The 18,738-nt window shown below is 36.2% G+C and carries 14 protein-coding genes and 1 other annotated feature; of the genes, 7 read left to right on the top strand and 7 right to left on the bottom strand.

Going from position 1 to position 18,738, the window contains the following annotated elements:
• The first annotated feature begins 508 nt into the window (after positions 1 to 508).
• Both rpsD and ACFSTA_RS10795 read left to right on the top strand, forming a co-directional pair.
• Entirely contained in the window at positions 509 to 1,111 is a 603-nt protein-coding gene (gene rpsD, locus ACFSTA_RS10800) for a 30S ribosomal protein S4 (protein WP_377556697.1), read from the top strand.
• Between the two features lie 645 nt (positions 1,112 to 1,756).
• The gene (locus ACFSTA_RS10795; protein ID WP_377556696.1) at positions 1,757 to 2,440 is read left to right on the top strand and encodes a YetF domain-containing protein; all 684 of its coding nucleotides are present in this window, start codon (positions 1,757 to 1,759) and stop codon (positions 2,438 to 2,440) included.
• A 634-nt stretch (positions 2,441 to 3,074) separates the two neighbouring features.
• Here ACFSTA_RS10795 and tyrS read toward each other — a convergent pair.
• Complete coding sequence (gene tyrS, locus ACFSTA_RS10790; RefSeq protein ID WP_377556695.1) at positions 3,075 to 4,346, bottom strand: tyrosine--tRNA ligase; 1,272 nt, start codon at positions 4,344 to 4,346, stop codon at positions 3,075 to 3,077.
• Between the two features lie 51 nt (positions 4,347 to 4,397).
• Positions 4,398 to 4,617, bottom strand: a binding site (T-box leader).
• 120 nt (positions 4,618 to 4,737) lie between these two features.
• Here tyrS and ACFSTA_RS10785 point away from each other — a divergent pair.
• The 4 genes from ACFSTA_RS10785 to ACFSTA_RS10770 all read left to right on the top strand — a co-directional run bounded on the left by ACFSTA_RS10785 (position 4,738) and on the right by ACFSTA_RS10770 (position 11,500).
• Positions 4,738 to 7,701, top strand: a complete 2,964-nt coding sequence (locus ACFSTA_RS10785; RefSeq protein WP_377556694.1) for a transglycosylase domain-containing protein — start codon at positions 4,738 to 4,740, stop codon at positions 7,699 to 7,701.
• 1,340 nt (positions 7,702 to 9,041) lie between these two features.
• Positions 9,042 to 9,695 (top strand): GNAT family N-acetyltransferase, encoded by a 654-nt coding sequence (locus ACFSTA_RS10780; protein ID WP_377556692.1) that lies wholly within the window; start codon positions 9,042 to 9,044, stop codon positions 9,693 to 9,695.
• Positions 9,696 to 10,346 (top strand): acetoin utilization AcuB family protein, encoded by a 651-nt coding sequence (locus tag ACFSTA_RS10775; protein ID WP_377556691.1) that lies wholly within the window; start codon positions 9,696 to 9,698, stop codon positions 10,344 to 10,346.
• Positions 10,343 to 11,500, top strand: coding sequence for an acetoin utilization protein AcuC (locus ACFSTA_RS10770; RefSeq protein ID WP_377556690.1), 1,158 nt, complete (start codon positions 10,343 to 10,345; stop codon positions 11,498 to 11,500). Before ACFSTA_RS10775 ends, ACFSTA_RS10770 begins: the two co-directional genes overlap by 4 nt.
• Positions 11,501 to 11,529: 29 nt before the next feature.
• Here the strand turns inward: ACFSTA_RS10770 and motS are convergent, their stop codons facing one another.
• The 4 genes from motS to ACFSTA_RS10750 form a co-directional block, all read right to left on the bottom strand.
• Positions 11,530 to 12,336, bottom strand: coding sequence for a flagellar motor protein MotS (gene motS, locus ACFSTA_RS10765; RefSeq protein ID WP_377556689.1), 807 nt, complete (start codon positions 12,334 to 12,336; stop codon positions 11,530 to 11,532).
• On the bottom strand, positions 12,326 to 13,150 hold the full coding sequence (gene motP, locus ACFSTA_RS10760) for a flagellar motor protein MotP (protein WP_377556688.1): 825 nt from the start codon (positions 13,148 to 13,150) through the stop codon (positions 12,326 to 12,328). Before motP ends, motS begins: the two co-directional genes overlap by 11 nt.
• Before the next feature lie 57 nt (positions 13,151 to 13,207).
• The gene (gene ccpA, locus ACFSTA_RS10755; protein WP_377556687.1) at positions 13,208 to 14,203 is read right to left on the bottom strand and encodes a catabolite control protein A; all 996 of its coding nucleotides are present in this window, start codon (positions 14,201 to 14,203) and stop codon (positions 13,208 to 13,210) included.
• 107 nt (positions 14,204 to 14,310) lie between these two features.
• Positions 14,311 to 15,387, bottom strand: coding sequence for a bifunctional 3-deoxy-7-phosphoheptulonate synthase/chorismate mutase (locus tag ACFSTA_RS10750; protein WP_377556686.1), 1,077 nt, complete (start codon positions 15,385 to 15,387; stop codon positions 14,311 to 14,313).
• A gap of 163 nt (positions 15,388 to 15,550) precedes the next feature.
• Between ACFSTA_RS10750 and ACFSTA_RS10745 the strand changes: the two genes are divergently transcribed.
• A complete protein-coding gene (locus ACFSTA_RS10745; RefSeq protein WP_377556685.1) occupies positions 15,551 to 17,677 on the top strand; it encodes a cell division protein FtsA in 2,127 nt (708 codons plus the stop codon).
• A 44-nt stretch (positions 17,678 to 17,721) separates the two neighbouring features.
• Here ACFSTA_RS10745 and ACFSTA_RS10740 read toward each other — a convergent pair whose 3' ends face one another.
• Positions 17,722 to 18,135, bottom strand: coding sequence for a YtxH domain-containing protein (locus ACFSTA_RS10740; RefSeq protein ID WP_377556684.1), 414 nt, complete (start codon positions 18,133 to 18,135; stop codon positions 17,722 to 17,724).
• A gap of 18 nt (positions 18,136 to 18,153) precedes the next feature.
• On the bottom strand, positions 18,154 to 18,561 hold the full coding sequence (locus ACFSTA_RS10735) for a DUF948 domain-containing protein (protein ID WP_377556683.1): 408 nt from the start codon (positions 18,559 to 18,561) through the stop codon (positions 18,154 to 18,156).
• Between the last annotated feature and the right edge of the window lie 177 nt (positions 18,562 to 18,738).

The following is an 18,738-nucleotide window of genomic DNA, read 5'->3' as shown; positions in this document are numbered from 1 at the left end:
TTTATTATATAATAAGAATGATATATTTCCTATCCTATTAAAGAAGTTTTAGAAATTTTTTATACTATTTTTACGTATCAACGGCAATAATGGTACAGAGATTCTTCCTATATATTGTTAAAATCGAAAAGAAAACCATTGACTTCACGTGGTATAACTTATATACTAGTCTTTGTGTAAAATAATAAGGTAGCCTATGTGAATCACCACTTGTTCGCATTATGTACCTCTATAAGTAAAGTTTTAAAAAAAGGATAAAAAGGACTTAGAAGTTCAGGTAGCGAAGCTTTGAGTAACGGATCGTATTCTTACGTGAGTAACGCAAAAGCAAGCTGACGCAGAAATTCGACGGTCATTTTTACCAGACTTTTATAACAAACCTATCTTAGAGGTGTATCGTGTAACTCTCTGCTGCTGGAGCGATGGTACATGAATACATAATGGACTTGTGGAAGAGACACGGTCGAGTTTTATTTTATGCAAATAAAATAAAAGGAGGAAATGTCCTATGGCACGATATACTGGATCCGTATGGAAGAAATCACGTCGTCTTGGCATTTCATTAACTGGAACTGGCAAAGAGCTAGATAAACGCCCTTATGCTCCTGGGCAACATGGAGCAAACCAACGCAGAAAAATGTCTGAGTATGGTTTACAATTGCAAGAAAAACAAAAACTACGCTTTATGTATGGGTTGAACGAACGTCAATTCCGTAACTTATTTGATAGAGCTGGTAAAATGAAAGGTGTTCATGGTGAAAACTTCATGGTTCTTCTTGAATCTCGCCTAGATAACCTTGTTTACCGTTTAGGTCTTGCACGTACTCGCAGACAGGCTCGTCAGCTTGTTAACCATGGTCATATTACTGTAGATGGTTCACGTGTTGATATTCCATCTTACCTTGTAAAACCTGGTCAATCTATTGGTGTTCGCGAAAAGTCTCAAAACTTAGACATCATTAAAGAAGCTATCGAAGTGAACAACTTTGTTCCAGAGTATGTTTCATTTGATGCAGATAAGTTAGAAGGTACGTTCACTCGTTTACCAGAACGTTCTGAACTTCCTGCAGAAATCTCAGAGCAACTTATCGTTGAGTTCTACTCTCGTTAACTTTTGTTTTTGCAGGTTAACACTCCAAAAAACCCTGAAATGTTGTTATATCAACATTTCAGGGTTTTTTATTTTAATCTAGCTTGAAAGATAATGCACTAAATTGAAGCCAATTTGGGAACAAAAAGATTAATAGCTTTTGTGAAGGAGTGGACTGAAAAACTTAGCATACATAGTGGTGATTGCTGATGTAGTAGTGTTTACCTAAATACCGAATTACTTACTTCTATCATCAATACATCCGTCTTTTACTTAAGCAATGTGCTTTTTGATATACGTAACAAACACTCCAGAGATAATCGAGAATCACATCAAAATCCATCCGTACCTCGTACTATCTCAACCAATCTTTTCTGCATTCAAAATCAGCATTACCGAAACTAGTATATTCCAATACTCACGGGAATGATCTATATGACAAATTCTCCATTCAGTGTTTATAGACGATACTCTTATTTCAGCGCTTGTTTCATCAATGTTGATCTTTCGATGGAGATTGAATAATTTTATCAACGTTTTTTCTTGGTTGTATCGTCAATAATTTGGAGGAGATAGTTTTTAACATAATATAAATTTTTTATAGGGTTTATAATAATAAAAACCTACCAATAATGCTAAGGAAAAACTATAAAGGTGGGAAATAAGATGGAATTAAATGAATTACTAATAAGAATCGCTACGGGATTTTTAGTACTTTTTATTCTAACTAGAATTTTAGGAAGAAAAGAAATTAGCCAAATGACCTTTTTTAACTTTGTTTCCGCAATCGCAATTGGTTCCATTGCTGCAAATCTTGTAGTTAGTTCGAATCTTAGCATTCGTAATGGTATTTTAGCATTAATTGGATGGACTATATTTACTTTACTGATGGATTTCATTGATATTAAATCTAAAAAAGGAAGAATGGTTGTTACTGGTTCCCCGGTAATTGTAATCAAGGAAGGGAAACTAGTAGATAAAGCATTACGTACAAGTAGATTAGACTTAGATTCTTTAAATGCGATGTTAAGACAGCAAAAGATCTTTTCTATAGCAGATGTAGATTATGCAATATTTGAAACTAACGGCAAACTATCAGTTCAGAGAAAAGAAAATAAAAACACTGTAACAAAATTGGATTTGAATATTCCTAGCAAATCAAAAATATATCCAATTCCAACAGAAGTAATATCTGACGGAATCATACTAACGAATAACTTGGATAAATTAAACCTTGATATAAATTGGGTGAAACAACAACTAAAGCAATTTGGTGTTAACTCCATTTCCGATGTGCTTTTTGCACAAATTCAAACAGATGGCACCCTATTCATTGATAAAAAAGAGTAAGGATTGGATGCTTAATCATATAATAGTATGGTTGTTGATTGTAAACCCTAGCAAGTATTAATCCTTCACTGCAGCATTTTATTCTGTTCTCATCCATTCATGATTTAGATCTAAACAATGATAATCAACAGGTTGACTAACAATATGTAATCTAATAGTTGAGATTCCAAATTCATTCAAAATTCCTTATCCTCTTCAATTATTGTTTTATACATAGCTGTTAAAGGACCAAGTGGATTCACCATGGAAAACAATCAGTCATAGTGATGCTCGAAAGCGAAAAGGAAACATGCCCCTTCATCGGGGTATGCCGCCGTTTGGCGCAAAGCCCGCCTCTTTAATCTTACAGTTTAAGGATGTTCGACTAAGTCGACTGTTATCGTACGAAGGTGAAGGAAGTTGCGCTAGGTGCTGGTCGATGACGCCCTGTCCGTCGGAGTTGGAAGTTCATGCCAAGAAGTATCCACAGGCATTAAATTTTATAAATTCCTAACCATTAAAAAAGACTGCAATGTGGCGCACCACTAAATACAGTCTTTTATATCTATCTAGTTTGTATTATTAAGATTGTCGCTCTCCAGTCGAGTTACGTCAAAATTTACATCAATTGTAACAAACGATACGAACAAAAACTTTAATTAAACCGAACTAAGAAATACTTCTTCTTCCCTCTACGTATGATTGTAAATGTATCTTCAATCCGATCATCCTTTGAAACAATATACTGTAGGTCTTGTTGTCTTTCCCCATTAATATAGACCGCACCATTATTAATGTCTTCTCTTGCTTGTCTTTTGGAGGATGAGATTTTAGCATTAACTAATAAATCAACTAACCCAATATCCTCTTTATCCGCTTGATAAGTTGGCACGTCTTTAAAGCCCTGTTTAATATCACTTGCTGAAAGTTGTTTTAAATCTCCACTAAATAATGAATCAGATATTTTTTGCGCTTGTTCTAATGCTGCTTGACTATGAACAGTTTTCGTCATTTCCTCAGCTAAACGTTTCTGAGCAACACGGTTTTCTGGACGTTCGTCAACCTCTTGCTGTAGGGCTTCCAATTCTTCTTCAGATAAAAATGTAAAGTAACGTAAAAACTTCATTACATCTCGATCATCCGAATTAATCCAGAATTGATAAAATTCATACGGCGAAGTTTTTTCCGGATCAAGCCATACTGCTCCACCTGCAGTTTTACCAAATTTTGTACCATCCGCTTTCGTTATTAACGGTACCGTTAAACCAAATACTTTAATTTCTTCATCTTGATTTTCCCTAGAACGTCGAATCAATTCCATTCCAGCAGTAATATTTCCCCACTGGTCACTTCCACCAATTTGTAGTGTGCAATTTTCTAGTTCATATAACTTTTGAAAATCAAGTGACTGTAGAATCATGTAACTAAATTCGGTAAAAGATATCCCTTGTTCGATACGAGCAGAAACAGATTCTTTCGCTAACATATAATTCACACCAAAATGTTTTCCTGCATCACGTAAAAAGTCAATAATCGTCATACTTCCTAACCATTCATGATTATTTCGTACAACGACAGACGTTGACTCCGTAGTTACATCTAGTAGTTTGGAAATTTGTTGTTTTAGTTTTTCGCTAAACCCTTCGACAACTTCAGATGTATTTAATGAACGTTCGGATGAACGTCCACTCGGGTCACCGATCATTCCAGTTCCACCACCAACTAATGCAATTGGTTTATGACCTGCTTGTTGAAATCTTTTCAACATCGTTATCGGTAATAAGTGACCGATGTGTAGACTGTCAGCCGTTGGATCAAACCCACAATATAAAGTTACTTGATTTTCTTCTAAGTGTTTTTTTAATCCTTCTAAATCAGTAGTTTGTTGAATTAATCCACGTTGATCTAAATCCTGTAAAATATCCATATTACTTCTCACTCCTATTTTTTTATCCATTAAAAAAACCCGTTCCTATCAATAAGGGACGAGTTTAACACGCGGTACCACCCTTGTTGCAACCTGAATTGCCACTTTGGGGTTGTTAACGATGACTACACCGTCTTCCAATAGGTTAAAAAATCCTATTAGTAGATGCTCCAGAGCGTATTTCATTAGCAAATATATACTAGCTCACACCAACCGCTAGTTCTCTTTAATAGTGATTTGCTTAACTACTTTATTCCTTCATAGCATTTATGATTCATTATTCTATATACATACCATATAAAAGGTTATATTGCAATTATTTTATAATTATGTATACCCGTAAAAGAGCCCATATGCTATAATTAGTAGTGGAATTTTAGGAGGTATTATAGTGAATTTTAAAAATCTACTCACAGAGTATGGTAAGAAAATAAAATCAATATGGAAAACAGGAAAAATCCAACGGGCATCACGTATAACATATGATGTTATTTGGAATATTATATTATTCTTTTTAGTCATCGGTTTTGTAGGTATGTTTTTTGGTGTTGGCGTTGGAGCTGGTTACTTTGCTTCCTTGGTGAAAGATGAACCAATACGAGAATATGACAGTATGGAGAAAGACATCTATAATTACGAAGAGACTTCACGATTATATTTTGCTGACAATGTATATTTAGGGGACATACGTTCAGATATACATAGAGAAGAAACAAATCTAGATCAAATATCCGAAACTCTCATTGATGCTGTAATTGCTACGGAAGACGAGTATTTTGATGAACATAATGGAATTGTGCCTAAGGCTATTGTTCGTGCATTGGTTCAAGAATTTACTAATTCCGATATGAAATCAGGAGGAAGTACGTTAACGCAACAGCTGATTAAGAATCAAATTCTCACTAATGAAGTTTCATTTGAAAGAAAAGCAAAAGAAATATTGTTAGCACTTCGCTTAGAGCGTTTCTTTGAAAAAGATGAAATATTAGAAGCATACCTTAACATTGTTCCTTATGGTCGGGATGCTTCTGGTAGAAATATTGCAGGCGTACAAACGGCGGCTCAAGGGATATTCGGTATTGATGCAAAAGATGTTAACTTAGCTCAAGCTGCATATCTTGCTGGCCTTCCACAAAGCCCTTCCCAATATACACCATTTTTAAATTTAGCAAGTGGTGGTGGACTAAAAGATGAAGCAGGCATCGAACCAGGAATTACTCGAATGAAAGTAGTTCTGAATAGAATGTACGATATGGAATATATCAACGAAAAGGAATATAAAGAAGCTTTAGAATACGACATTGCAGCAGATTTCATATCAGATTTCGACTCAGAAATTGATAATTATCAGCATGTACAAGATGCACTTGTAGAAAGGGCTAAAGACATTATTATGGAAAAATTAGCCGCTGACGATGGTTATACAATGGATGATCTTGAGGAGAATGATGAATTAAAAGAGCAATATAGTATCCTTGCTGATAGAGACCTTCGTCGAAACGGATACCATATCCATTCAACTATTGATAAAGAAATTTATGACGCCTTCCAGAAAGTAGCGGAAAATTTCAAACATTATGGTCCAGATTGGTCAGGTCCAGTCGAAAACCCAGTTACTGGGGAGACGGAAAAAATAACACAGCAGGTTCAAGCGTCTGGAATGCTAATTGAAAATAGTACAGGAAGAATTATAAGCTTTTTGGGTGGTCGCGACTATAGCTTAGAAGATCAATTTAATTACGCGACACAGGCATTGCGTTCAAATGGTAGTACCATGAAGCCTATTTTAGTTTACGCTCCCGCAATGGAAGCAGGATTTGTACAGCCTGGAACACCAATTGCAGACGTGGAAACAGTATGGAACACGCCACAAGGTCCATATATACCAGGCAACTTTGACATGAGGTACCATGGTTTACTATCTGCACGTGCTCATTTGGTTGATTCATATAATATTCCTGCGATTAAAACATATGCAGAAATCATGAATGATAATCCAGTAGATCAATACCTTAAAAAAATGGGGATTACTACATTACTTGATAATGAATATATGAATCCGTCCCTTGCAATTGGAGCAGCAACACACGGTATTACTATTGAAGAAAACACAAATGCATTTACAACCTTTGGTAATAACGGTAAGTTTGTGGATGCCTACATGATTGAAGAAATAACTACATCCGATGGTGAAGTTATTTATCAACATGAAAGTGAAGAAGTAGAGGTATTTACTCCACAAACAAATTATTTAACACTGGATATGATGCGTGACGTAATTAGTCAAGGGTCTGCATCCTATTTAAATTCACAGTTAAAGCACTCTGGTGTAGACTGGGCAGGTAAAACAGGAACATCGAACGATACAAAAGATGTACACTTTGTTGGCACAAACCCCAACGTTACAATGGGAGCCTGGTTAGGTTATCGGATTGGAAAATCATTAGAGTGTCCTTCCTGTGATCTATATCATAGTAACCGAAATATTAAGTTATGGGCAGAATTAGTCAATGTAGCGACCGACATTAAGCCAGAATTAATGGCACCTTCAGAAAGATTTGCACAGCCTGAAGGGATTGTTTCTAGAAGCTTCTGCGCCATTTCTGGTATGCTACCGTCTGATTTATGTAGTGAAGCTGGATTGGTTACAAGCGATTTATTTAATGCTAAATTCGTACCAACTGACGTGGACAACAGTCTGATTCGTGGTGACTATGTCATGGTAAACGGTAAAGCTGTTCTGGCTGGTCCAAATACACCGAAAGAGTTTGTAGATGGAGATGGGATTACGTTTAACCCAGAATTCTTAGAGAAACACGGCTATGATAAGCTTCGTGATATAACGCAGCTATTCCCGAATGTTAATCGCGAGGCATGGGAAAAAATCAGTTTACCGAGTAGTGAATTGGGATCTGAAATTGAAGATGATGGAAAAGCGCCATCAGCTCCAACATCAGTGAAGAAATCAGGTGGTACGCTAACTTGGAAAGCACCGAGCAGCAAAGATGTTGTAGGATATCGAATATATCGAGCAGATAGCCCCGATGGCAAATTCAGCCTAATTGGAAATACTGTTGAAAACGATTTTTCTATTCCTAATAATAATGCAGTATATCATGTGAAAGCTGTTGATTATTTCGGAATGGAATCATCTGCATCAAAAGAAGTCGTTGTTGGAGATTTCTCAGAACCAGAGGAAGATCAGAAAAAAGATCGAGACAAAGATGATAATAACAAAGACGGAGACGAGAATTCAGGTGGTGGAAACCCTGGTGACAATGAAGATAGAGATGAAGAACAAGAGCCTGAAGACCCAGACTCAGGTGGCGACGAGGATGAAAATGGCTCTGACTAAATAAGTGATTGTCGCCTAACAGGCTTCATGTAAAGCTGATAAAAAATCGTGCAGTAAATTCACATCCGAATTTACTGTGCGGTTTTTTTAATATCCTGATTGGAAATGATATTGTCCAGGTCCAGATATTCGTACCCATATTTGGAACTAATGTGGTGGTAATATAAAAAGCTAAAGGACATCTATTCATCTATTAATCGAACTCTCACGAATTAATGCTTTTAACGTACTTGATGTCAGCGATGCTATTTCAGCGTGTCAAAAATCAAATCACACAAACGGTTGAGATGTTAAGAACTGCATAAAAAAGACCTTTAACTAAGTTCAATCTGTCTAATTAGAGCGTACGTTGTCTAAAGTTATTGAATCCGATTACTTCTATCTTTTCTTAAATAATTATAGATACTTACTAAACCAATGATGATTAAGACTGCCATTGATGTACCATAAAAAACTGATTTAAAAGTATGACTTAATGCATCCATACTACTAACTATTGCAGACCCTAAAACACAGAATAATACTACGAATAGAAATTTGCTTTTCATATTCATTCCTCCCAACTAATATCAATAAATCAATCCTGAAACATTTTCGCAGTTATATTACTGATTATATCAAATGTGCATTAATTGCAACCTGTTTTTCGCTTCGAGCAGTCGCTTTCCGCGGGTAACGCGAAGAGGCAAGGAAATACATGAATAAGAGAAGTATGGAAAAGGACAATTCTTCCCTTATTTGTGACAAAACTGGGTAATAAAGGGGGTTAAAGGACATCTGTTCCGTTATTAACCATAATGACAGGTATTCTGGTACGAATTAGAGCAAATAACGTACTTGATGTCCGATTACATTTTCAAATGAGGTTATTTTACGAAATAACGTACGACATGTCCGCTCCGTTAACCCCCTACTCCAAGCGAAGACGATAGACCCCAAAGGAACGAGAGAACTACTTGCGTAAACTTCTTTTTTCCCTTGCGTCGTGGAATCCTAGTACGAAGTATTACTAGAAGATGCTGGCGCACTTGTTTTGCGAGCGAGGAGGCTTATCGTAAGCCCGCAGGGAATCGAAGTGTATTTCCGGAGCGATGAGTACTATGCTTCGCAGTTTATGTAAAATTAGCAACAAACTATGCGAAAAGAGCCTTTAGAAAACAGCCTTATTTTATGAAATTACGTCCATGCCCGCTCCGATTTATCACTCTCACGATAACCCCGTTAGTGTCCCCCTCCTCTCTTTCTTAAAACTATTCTTGAAAACACTAAAAAATCACATGATTATCCTGTATAATACAATTAAGAATAATGATTGAAGCAAATGAGCTGGTGGTGAAAAAATGAATCATGAAATGTCTTACCATGCAATGACTAGTAATTCAAATAGCGGATTGATTACAATTGAAGGTCCACTTCCTTCATCAGAATTAAAACAATATAACTTCCATGAACAGCTTACCGCTTTTCGTCCAGCCACAAAGCAATTTGAAGCAATTTTAAGTATCGCAGACTTACCAGAAGGACGAATTATCGTTGCTCGTACAGAGGAAACCATTATAGGCTATGTTACGTATTTACACCCCGACCCGTTAGAAAGATGGTCAACGTTCAATATGGAAAATTTAATTGAGCTAGGTGCAATCGAAGTTATTCCTTCTTTCCGTGGAGCAGGAATTGCCTCCAGTCTATTAAAGGTATCGATGATGGATGATTTTATGGAAAATTATATTGTCATATCAACAGAATATTATTGGCATTGGGATCTAGAAGGTACAAAATTGAGTATATGGGATTACCGAAAAGTAATGGAAAAAATGATGGCTAGTGGAGGGTTATTACCTGCACCTACAGACGATCCAGAAATAATCTCCCACCCAGCTAATTGCTTAATGGTTCGCATCGGTAAAAATGTTGATCAGGAATCGATAAAGAAATTTGACACATTACGTTTTTTACAACGAGATCGATATCGAAAAATGAGGGAGGGAATGTAAATGTTAGTAGAAGAAATTATGAATACAAAAGTTGTTACATTATCACCAACAAACTCCATTGCAGAAGCTTTACATCTATTGCAGAAACACAGAATTCGTCATATCCCCATCGTCAATGAAGATAGAAATGTCGTTGGTATTGTCTCTGATCGTGATGTTCGTGATGCCAGTCCATCTATTTTGGAAAAGAGTACTGGCCAACAAGTGTTAGAAAATGAAATTCAAACTATTATGACTCAGCCAGTAATTACCGTTCACCCTCTTGATTTTGTTGAAGAAATAGCACGAATATTTTATGATCGTGAATTCGCCTCTGTTCCAGTTGTTCAAAATAACAAATTAGTTGGAATTGTAACAGAAAAGGATATGCTTTATACACTAATACAACTTACTGGAACCCATACGCAAGGTTCACAAATCGAAGTCAAGGTTCGACATATCCCAGGTATGATTCCTAAAGTAACCTCCATCTTTGGAAAACGAAATACGAATATAATTTCCGTTTTGGTTTACCCCTATCAAGATGATCCGAATTATAAAATACTAGTTTTTCGTGTACAAACCATGAACCCTACTCCATTAGTACAGGATTTACGAAAAGCCGGTTATGAATTAATGTGGCCAAATAATATTTCGGAGCCAAAAATATGACCTGTAATTCCACTTTTGTATACTCAGATATGCTATTAGACTATCATTTTCACTCGGATCATCCATTTAATCAAAAAAGGGTTTTACTTACGAAAGATTTATTAGAGCATGTAAACCAACTCCAAACAAATGAAATAATACAACCGCGTATGGCTACCGATAATGAATTAATACTTTTTCATGATCGAGCGTATGTGGAAGCTGTAAAACAAGCAAGTAACGGTACCATAACAAAAGAAAAGGGATTTGAATTTGGCTTAGGGACAGAGGATACACCCACCTTTAAGGGAATGCATGAGGCTGCTTCCTATATCGTTGGTGGTTCCATAACAGCCGTTGATTCTGTCTTAGAAGGTAAATCTGATCATGCACTTCATTTAGGTGGTGGCTTACACCATGGCTTTAAACGAAAAGCATCTGGTTTTTGTATTTATAATGATTGTGCAGTTGCGATCAAATATATTAGAGAAAAGTACAACTTGAAAGTTTTATATGTCGATACAGACGCACACCACGGTGATGGCGTTCAATGGGCATTTTATGATGATCCTAATGTTTGTACTTTTTCCATTCACGAAACAGGGCGATATTTATTTCCTGGTACTGGTAATGTGAATGAGCGTGGGATAAAAGAAGGTCATGGTTATTCATTTAATCTACCAATTGATGCATTTACACAAGATGAATCCTTCTTACACATATTTGAATTCGCTTTCAAAGAAATCATTGCCTATTTTAAACCAGATGTTATTGTCACACAAAATGGGGCAGATGCACATGTGCATGATCCATTAACCCACTTATGTGCAACTATGAATATCTATGAAAAGATTCCTCAATTAGCACATCAATTCGCTCATCAATATTGTGATGGTAGATGGATTGCATTAGGTGGAGGTGGTTATGATATATGGAGAGTTGTTCCCCGTGCTTGGTCTCAACTATGGTATGTCATGAAAACAGGAAGCCCTGCAAAAGGGGAAATCACTCCCGCATGGATTGAAAAATGGGAGACAGAAGCTTCCGTAACACTTCCAAGGCACTGGCATGACACAACAGATTTAGTACCAGATATCCCTCGGAAAGCAGAAATAACAGATAAGAATGAAAAAGTACTTATGAATCTATTGAAATATACAAATACGCCATTTTAAAGCATTATAAAGGAGTTGATCTTCATGGATCAACTCCTAACATTTTCTTCTGATGAAGTTTCTAATATTACGATTTCCACTCTTCTATTCTTGCTTCGGTTACTGTCACTATCATTCGGAACAATCGGTCTTGTTTCACCGAAACCTACGATTGAAAAACGCGTTTCATCTAACTTAATTTCATTCACTAGATGGCGTACAACACTACTTGCTCGTGCACCAGATAATTCCCAGTTAGATGGATAAATATAGCTGGACATAGGAACGGAATCCGTATGGCCTTCTACCTTCACCTGATTCGGAATATTAGAAAGTAGTACGCCTACTTTATTTAGAAATGGCAGTGCTGTATCTAAAATATCAGCCTCCCCTGAATTAAACAGTATGCTGTCTTGTAATACCAATACAACACCACGTTCTGTTCGGCTAGCTGAAATTACATTATTTAAATCATTTTGATTCAAATAACTGTCCACATCTTCCATTAAGTCTGACAGAGAATCTTCTTTGTTCTCTCCGTACTCTTCTTCATCGTCTTGATCTTCCACAATTTCCTGGATGGAAGAAGGCTGTTCAATTTCACTGGTTAAATTACTACTTTCTTCATGACTCGATTGTTCTGAAGGATTTTCCATAGGAACTGGAGAAGGATAAAAATCGAAAATCTTTTGGTTTCGAAACGATTCAGAAACTGCTTCAAACTTTACTAAATCAATTTGTGACATGGAGAATAATAAAATGAAAAAGACAAGGATTAAAGTTACCATATCAGAATAAGTTACCATCCATTTAGGTGCACCTGACTTTTTATTCCTTTTAATCTCTCTACGCTTCATGGATGCTCTCCTCCACGAAATCAACAGTTGGATCATTTGCTTGTTTCACACTTGTCTCGTTCGAAAGGAAAGCACTTAGCTTCTCTTCTAGGATTCGAGGGTTTTGTCCAGATTGCACGCCAGTAACACCTTCGATAATGATTTGCTTTATAAAAACTTCTTCTTCTGTTTTAATTTCTAATTTACTTGCCATTGGTAGAAACACGAGATTAGCTAGTACCGTTCCATATAGAGTTGTTAATAATGCTACCGCCATGTTTGGCCCTAAAGTTGCAGGATCTTGAAGACTATTTAACATGAGAACAAGACCAACTAAAGTCCCGATCATCCCCCATGCGGGAGCATACTCACCACACTTTTCAATAATCATTCTTCCTCGGTAATGTCGCTCTTCCATAGCCGTGATTTCTGCATTCATAATATCATTAATAACTTCTGGTTCTATTCCATCGATAGCGAGTAGAACTCCTTTTTTAATAAATGGATCATCTACATCATCTATATCATTTTCTAACGCTAGAATTCCTTCCCTTCTAGCTCTTTCTGATAATCGAATAAATAGATTGATTAGATTTGGTAAGCGTTGTTCACTTTTTCGAAAAGCTTCCTTCAACACTTTGTTCGTTAACTTTATCTGCTCCATCTTAAAGTTAATAAATAAAGATCCAACTAAACCACCTATAACAACAAAAATCGAAGCTATATCCAAAAAAGAAGTAATTCCTTCTGTCCCGCCTTTTGTAAGAATTGCAAGCATAATCATGATAAAGCCAAGTGTAATGCCGATAGGAGTTAATAAATCTCGTTTTCTCATACTCTCGCTCCCCAAATTGTGTAGGATTTCATTTTACTAATTATATCGGCATATATTTTATTTTGTTGAGTTTCTTTCAACAATTCGATGTGGAAGTACTACTTTTTGTTCGTCAACTTCCTCTTTATTCATGAATTTTGTTAAAAGACGCATGGCTACTGCACCAATATCATACATAGGTTGTACAATCGTTGAAAGTGTAGGACGTACCATCGTGGCCAATCGTGTATTATCAAATCCGAATACCTCTAAATCTTCTGGCACCTGATAGCCCATATCTTGAGCACCGTGAATAACTCCTAAGGCCATTTCATCGGATGCAACAAAAATAGCTGAAGGTTTTTCGTCGAGCTTAAGTAATACTTCAGCAGACTCCATACCAGAATCATAAGAATAGTCACCATGAATAATATAATCCTCGTTTATATCTATAGACGATTCTTTCAGCGCTTTTAGATACCCTTGATATTTAAGTTGGTTAATGATGGTATCCTCTTGGCCAGAAATGAATGCAGGGTGATGATTACCTTTTTCAATTAAATATTTAGTTGCTTCGTATGCCGCTTCCTCATAGTCAATATTAACCGAAGGGATAGAATCTGACTCATCATACGTTGCCGCTAAAACAACTGGTACAGATGCCGTTGAGAATTGAGCAACATGCTCATCAGATATATTTCCTCCCATAAAGATGATTCCATCAACTTGCTTTTCTAGCATGGTGTTAATAAGCTGTAGTTCTTTATCTTTATTTTGATCTGAGTTACTCAGAATGATATTATACTTGTACATTGTTGCTATATCTTCTATACCACGAGCCAATTCTGCAAAAAATATACTGGATATATCTGGAATAATCGCTCCGACTGTAGTTGTTTTTTTACTAGCAAGTCCTCGTGCAACGGCATTGGGACGATACCCTAAACGCTCAATGGTGGCAAGCACCTTTTTTCTTGTAGTTGGTTTAACATTTGGATTGCCATTCACAACTCGAGATACCGTTGCCATTGACACATTTGCTTCTCTCGCGACGTCATAAATTGTCACCGTCATCAAAATTACCTCCTATAAAATCAAACAAATTTCGATCTCTACTTTCATATATCATACTCTTATCTCAAAAAAAACACAAAAAATTATTTCTTCCCTATACATTATTTTCAATTATGTGAAATTGCATACCTTTCCAACTCATCCATAAATTGTTCAAACATCGGAATATCCATTTGTTGAGCAGAATCAGATAGTGCTACTGCCGGATCTGGATGTACTTCTGCCATAATTCCATCTGCACCAATTGCTAATGCAGCTTTTGCCATTGGAATAAGTAAATCTCTTCTACCTGTCGAATGCGTAACATCAACCATTACAGGCAAATGTGTTTCTTGTTTTAATATCGGAACAGCTGATATATCTAACGTGTTCCTTGTTGCTCGTTCATACGTCCGAATACCTCGTTCACATAATATGATGTTGCCATTCCCACGCGAGATAATATATTCAGCGGCATTAATAAATTCTGATATTGTAGCTGATAATCCTCGTTTTAAGAGTACGGGCTTATCCACATCTCCGGCCGCTTTTAGTAATTCAAAATTTTGCATATTACGTGCGCCAATCTGAATCACATCGACATATTCAAGCGCGTTCTCTATATGAGCAGGATTAACAATTTCACTAACAACTGCTAAGTCATGCTCATCTGCAACTTGTCTTAAAATTTGCAGTCCCTCCAAGCCTAATCCTTGAAAGTCATATGGAGAGGTTCTAGGTTTAAACGCACCACCCCGTAGTAATTTAATTCCTTTACTTTTTATGGCTTTGGCAACTTCTGCTACTTGTTCATAACTTTCAACAGCACAAGGACCCATTACAAAATGCGTTTTGCTGTTACCTATCTTCTCACCTTTGATATCAATAATCGTGTTTTCAGGTTTCTTTTTACGAGAAACAAGGAGAGCTTTTCGATGGTCATCCTCTATTAATTCTAGGCAAGCTTTAAAAACCTCTTTAAATAAATGTTCAACCGTTTTATTTTCAAAAGGTCCATGATTATGTTCCACGAGATGATTTAGCATCTCTCTTTCTCGAATTGGATCAAACACTTTCATTCCTTGCTTAAATTTTATTTGACCAATCTGTTGAACAATTTCTGCCCGATTATTCATTAACTCTAATAATTGTAAATTCACATCGTCCAACTGTGTTCTCAGCTGTTCCAAATCACTAGTACTCATAGTTAAAAGCCTCCTGAATAACTTGTTCACTCTTGAACTTAAAGCTATATGTATTGTTATTATTAGTATCATTAATAGAAATAATTATAGCTAATAATTTTTCCTTTGTCATTAATAAGTTATAATAGAGAAGATATACTTCGTAGGGGGAAAGTTGTGAGTTATGATGAATAATTATATATTTGCCCTTGATATAGGGACGCGCTCAGTAACAGGCATAATATTAGAGAAAATAAACGATTCCTATTCATTGGTTGATTATTGTATGAAAGAGCATAAAGTACGATCCATGCATGATGGACAAATTCATCATGTCGTTGAAGTAGCAAATGTTATTAATGAGGTTAAGGAGACCTTAGAGAAAAAACACGGCAAGATTCATAAGGTTAGTGTAGCTGCTGCAGGTCGGTCTTTAAAAACGATTGAATCAGAGGCTACAATATCACTAGAAAACAAAACAATTACAGAAAAAGAAACTATTAAACATTTAGAACTAAGCGCAGTCCATGCTGCACAATTAAAAATAGCATCCCAAGATTCATCAAGTGACTATTTCAATTATTATTGTGTAGGATACTCCGTACTTCGGTATAAAATCGACGGGGAGCAAATCGGTTCATTGTTAGAACAAAGCGGAAATACCGCTTTGACTGAAATCATTGCCACCTTTCTACCAAAAATCGTAGTAGAATCATTATTAACTGCGTTACAAAAAGCTGACCTTGAAATGGAAGCTTTAACATTAGAGCCTATTGCAGCTATCCACGTATTAATTCCGGAATCGATGAGAAGATTAAATGTAGCATTAGTAGACATTGGAGCTGGTACAAGTGATATTGCAATTACAAATCATGGAACGGTTGTAGCCTATGGAATGGTACCTATTGCTGGAGATGAAATAACCGAGGCAATAAGTGATCAGTATCTTCTTGATTTTCCGATGGCAGAACAAACAAAACGAAGCATCGTCAATGATGGGGAAGCAGTCGTTTCTGACATTCTAGGGTTTGAAACTACAATTACATATGAAACATTAGCTTCTGACATTCAAGAAAGTATCGAAAAGCTTGCTAATGCTATCACAGAGGAAATACTCCATTTAAACGCTAGTCCGCCCAAAGCTGTTATGCTTGTTGGAGGTGGTAGTTTAACGCCAGAACTTACTTCATTACTAGCGCAAAAATTGCAATTACCAACAAACCGGGTGGCGGTTCGTGAAATCAATGCCATTCAAATGTTAAATCAAACCGACAACTTGCCGAGCGGACCAGATTTTGTAACTCCAATTGGAATTGCGATCGTAGCCGAACAAAATCCGATCCACTACATTACGGTAAAGATCAATGATAAAGTAATACGAATGTTTGAAATGAAACAATTAACAGTTGGAGATTGCTTAGTGCAAGGTGGGATAGAAGTTAACAAACTCTATGGTAAGCCTGGAATGGCATCGATCGTATCTCTAAATGGAAAAGAGTTGACGTTGCCTGGTGAGTTTGGGGAAGCTCCGAAAATCATGTTAAATGATAGCCCTGCAACAGTCGATACAATCGTGCAAAATGGGGATCATATTACAGTCGAAAATGGATCAAATGGAGCACCAGCTAGAGTGACACTCGCTCATCTCATCGAAGAATTACCAACTACTAAAATTAGTTATAATGAGAAAGCTTATGACCTAAAAGCAAAAATATATGTAAACAATGTACTACAAACAAAAGATTATATTGTTCAAGATAGAGATCGTATCGAATTAAAGCAACCAAAGACAGTCCGGGAATTTTTAGCGACGATCGGTTCAACTAGTTATCTAACTGATAAAGAATTCCGTATAAATGTAAATAATCGTAAAGTTACTATTGCAAAAGGTGAAACACAAATTCTCATTAATAACAAGGTAGGTTCTCTCGAACACAGTTTAAAACATAATGATCGTTTAGTGATTACTTCGAGTCAAAATGTAACGATAAAGGATATACTAGAACACCAAGAAGCTGACTATTGGAGTAGCATTCAAGTAAACTTTAATGGCAAACCAGTGTCATTGAAACAATCAACCAAGACGATTACGAAAAATGGTACGACCTTAAATGAAGATAGTATTCTACATCCAAACGATAACATACAAATTAGTGATCGCAAGGTTGAAGCATTTATTTTTCAAGATGTCTTTCGTTATGTAGATATCGATATAAGTCGTATTGATGGTAATTTTAAGCTATATAAAAACAATCAAGAATCTACCTTTTACGATGTCATTCAACATGGAGATATATTGGAATTAAAATAAGAAAAATGGAGGCAACTTTGAATAGTTGCCTCCATTTATTTATACTACTGTTTATTCAATTTTTCAGTTGCATCGTCAATAGCTTCTGACACTTCATTTACTGCATCCAATGCTTCGTCCTCTTTACTTTTATTTTCTTGTAATTTTCCTTGAACGTTCTTCGTGAAATCTTGGGTCTTTTCAGACACTACTTTTGATAGTTGCGAAGAGGAATCCATAGCTTTTTGTTTCCATTCTGAACCTTTCACGTATGCTTTATCTTTCCACTCAGAACCTTTTACTTGGACATTGTCTCTCCATTCATCAGCACGGTGTCTGGCATTAATTGCACCTTGATTAATATCCCCACGTAACTCTTTACCTGACTTTGGTGCAAATAACAATGCTAGACTAGCCCCTACAGCACCACCAATTAATGTTCCAATTAAAAAATCTTTACTGTTAATATTATCACCCATGCCTATTCCTCCCTAATTTTATTTATGTCTATTTTTTTTCCACAAATCCATAATTGCTGCACCCCATGTTACAGCTTGTGATGCCTTATCCTGATTTTGGGTAGCGTTTCTTGAAATACTAGATGTAAATTGTCTAAGTGACTGATTAAAGTCATTAACGGTTTCTCCAATACCTTTCACACCATCAAATAACCCATCTAGTTTTGTAGCCTTTTGATTAACATCTTCTGCTAGCTGATTCGTTTTATTTAATAGTTCTGTTGTTTCAGTTGTTATGCCCTGCATTTGTTTTTCCAACGATTCTAAAGTATCTGCCACATTATTTAATGTTCGTTGTGATGCTTTTAAAGTCATTGCTAGAAACACTACCAATACTGCAAATGCAACTGCAGCAATTATTGCAGCAATGTATAATAAGCCTTCCATTTAAAATACCATCCCTTCTCCTTTACGTAATACCTGGTCTAAGGTTCAAAAGGCTTGTTTATGTACACTACCCTTTTTTAAACCTCGTTAAACTTGGCAACTATTTTTTAATATGAGTTAAATCTGCAATTAGTATACCACTACTATAACGTGTTCTATTACTAATTTCGACAATTA

The organism is Ornithinibacillus salinisoli, from assembly GCF_042684965.1.
Classification (GTDB): Bacteria; Bacillota; Bacilli; order Bacillales; family Amphibacillaceae; genus Ornithinibacillus; species Ornithinibacillus salinisoli.
The sequence above is the reverse complement of the archived record's forward strand: the minus strand, read 5'-3'. Positions and strand labels throughout refer to the sequence as shown.